Origin of the sequence: Streptomyces sp. NPDC002785, from assembly GCF_040295565.1 — a bacterium.
Lineage (GTDB): Bacteria > Actinomycetota > Actinomycetes > Streptomycetales > Streptomycetaceae > Streptomyces.
Map to the genome: position 1 here is coordinate 1 of NZ_JBEOVN010000396.1, position 2236 is coordinate 2236.

Genomic DNA, 2236 nt, shown 5'->3' on the forward strand with positions numbered 1-2236 from the left:
GCGCCCACCTATTTTTCCCCGTTTTTGTTTCCATTCTTTCCCACCCGCCGGCTCTGCCGACCCGGCCCTCGGCCATGGCCGTGAGCGGCGGCGTGGCGGTGGTAGGGGCGATGTCCTGAACCGACCCCCGCCCCTCAGCGCTCAGCGGCCGTCCCCCGGCCGCGGCGGGTCCACGCGCACCAGGCCCGACTGGTAGGCCATGGCGACCAGCTGGGCCCGGTGCCGGGCCCCCAGCTTGGTCATCGCCCGCCCGACATGGGTGCGTACGGTCAGCGGGCTGACATGCATCCGCTCGGCTATCTCGTCGTTCGACAGGCCCTCGGCGGCCTGCGCCATGACCTCGCGCTCGCGAGCGGTCAGGACGTCCAGGGACTCGGGCGCGGCGATCCTGCCCTCCGGGCGGGCGAGGTAGCGGGTGATCAGGGCCCGGGTCGCGGTGGGCGACAGGAGGGTGTCGCCGGCGGACACCGTGCGGATGGCGTCCAGGAGCTCCTCGGGGCCGACGCCCTTGCCGAGGAAGCCGCTTGCGCCCGCGCGCAGGGCCTGGGCCACGTACTCGTCGATCTCGAACGTGGTGAGGATGAGGATGCGGGTCTCCCGCAGTGCCTTGTCGCGGCAGATCTCCTCGGTCGCCGCCAGCCCATCGAGGCCCGGCATGCGGATGTCCATCACGACCACGTCCGGCGCAGTGGCGCGGGCCTGCTCCACCGCCTCCCGGCCGTCCGCCGCGACGCCGACGACCTCCATGTCGTCGTTCGAATCGATCAGCAGCCGGAAGGTCCCGGCCAGCAGTGCCTGGTCATCGGCCAGCAGTACCCGGATGGTCACCGTGCCGTCCTCTCGTCATGGTCCGATCGTCCTGGCGATGAATCGGGTTCCGCCGTCTCCAGGGGAAGTTCTGTGGTCACTTCGAAGCCGCCGCTCGCACGGTGCCCGGCGGCCAGCCGGCCGCCGACGGACAGGGCCCGCTCACGCATGCCGATGAGGCCGTATCCCGGCGCGCCCGCCGTCCGCGGCTCGTGTCCGTCGTCGGTGATGGTGAGCGTGAGCAGGCGGCGCGAGTAGCCGAGCCGGACCGAGGCCGTCGCGGAGCCCGCGTGCTTGGTGACGTTGGTCAGCGCCTCCTGCACGATCCGGTACGCGGTCAGGTCCGTGCCCGGCGACAGCGGTCGCTCCGTACCCTCCACCGACACCGAGACCACGAGGCCCGTCCGCCCGAACGAGGCGATCAGCTCCGGGAGTTGGGCAAGGCCGGGGGAGGGCTCCAGAGGGGTTTCCGGGTCGCCCTCGCTGCGCAGCAGCCCCACGGTCGCCTTGAGTTCGCGCAGCGCCGAGGAGGTGGTCCCGGCGAGCTGGTCCATCATCTGCTGCGCCTGCTCGGGCTGCCTGCGCAGCAGGTACGCGGCGGTGGCCGCCTGCGCGTGGGCGAGGGCGATGTGGTGCGCGACGATGTCGTGGAGTTCGCGGGCGATCCGCGTCCGCTCCTCGCTCACCCGGTGGCGCGCCTCCTCCTCGCGGGTACGTTCCGCCAGCTCGGCCCGTGCCTCCACGGCGGCGACATGGCCGCGCCGGCTCCGTACCGACTCACCGACGGCCCCCGCCAGCAGGACGCAGGACAGGACACCGATCTGGTCGGGGCGCAGCAACGCGCCATCGCCCCAGGCGATGGACATGAAGGCAATGGCGGCGGTCGCTCCGGCCGTGGACACCACGGTCGTGCGGAGATCCGTACGCAGGGCCAGGAGGTAGAGGGCGACCAGGGCGGCGCCCGCGATGCTCGGGTTGGGGTCGAAGCCGATGCGGTGCCCCATGACGCCCAGGACGCCGCCGCACACCGTCGTCACCGCCACCACCGTGCGCGGGAATCTGCGCTGCCCCAGCAGCAGAACGGCGGAGGGCACCGCGGCGACCAGGGAGAAGTCGAGCGTCGGGGTGCGGACGATCCGGGCCTCGGTCACGGTGCTGGCGAAGACCACCAAGGTCCACAGCATGACGGCGACCATCACATCGACGGTCCGGGGGTGGTGTCGGGCCCACTGCCGCCAGTCGGTGAACATGCACTCTCTCTTTCTCGGGTCCGACCATGGTCGCCGACACGTCTGTCCCTTTTGCGCGGGGGTGTCCGGAGGCCGCCCGTCGTGCTGGCAGCCAGGCGGCGGGCCGCGGCCCCCCGGACCAACCGAGACCGCACCGGGCGCTGCGCCGCGACGGGCGGGAGGGCCCACGGCCCCCCCCA

At 72.5% G+C, this 2236-nt stretch carries 2 protein-coding genes; both read right to left on the bottom strand.

Translation table 11 applies throughout. From position 1 onward, the window contains the following. Positions 1 to 141 precede the first annotated feature (141 nt). A complete protein-coding gene (locus ABTZ94_RS37315) occupies positions 142 to 828 on the bottom strand; it encodes a response regulator transcription factor (RefSeq protein WP_351207869.1) in 687 nt (228 codons plus the stop codon). Further along, positions 825 to 2057 (bottom strand): sensor histidine kinase, encoded by a 1233-nt coding sequence (locus ABTZ94_RS37320; RefSeq protein WP_351207871.1) that lies wholly within the window; start codon positions 2055 to 2057, stop codon positions 825 to 827. The genes ABTZ94_RS37315 and ABTZ94_RS37320 overlap by 4 nt, the downstream gene beginning before the upstream one ends. Positions 2058 to 2236 lie beyond the last annotated feature (179 nt).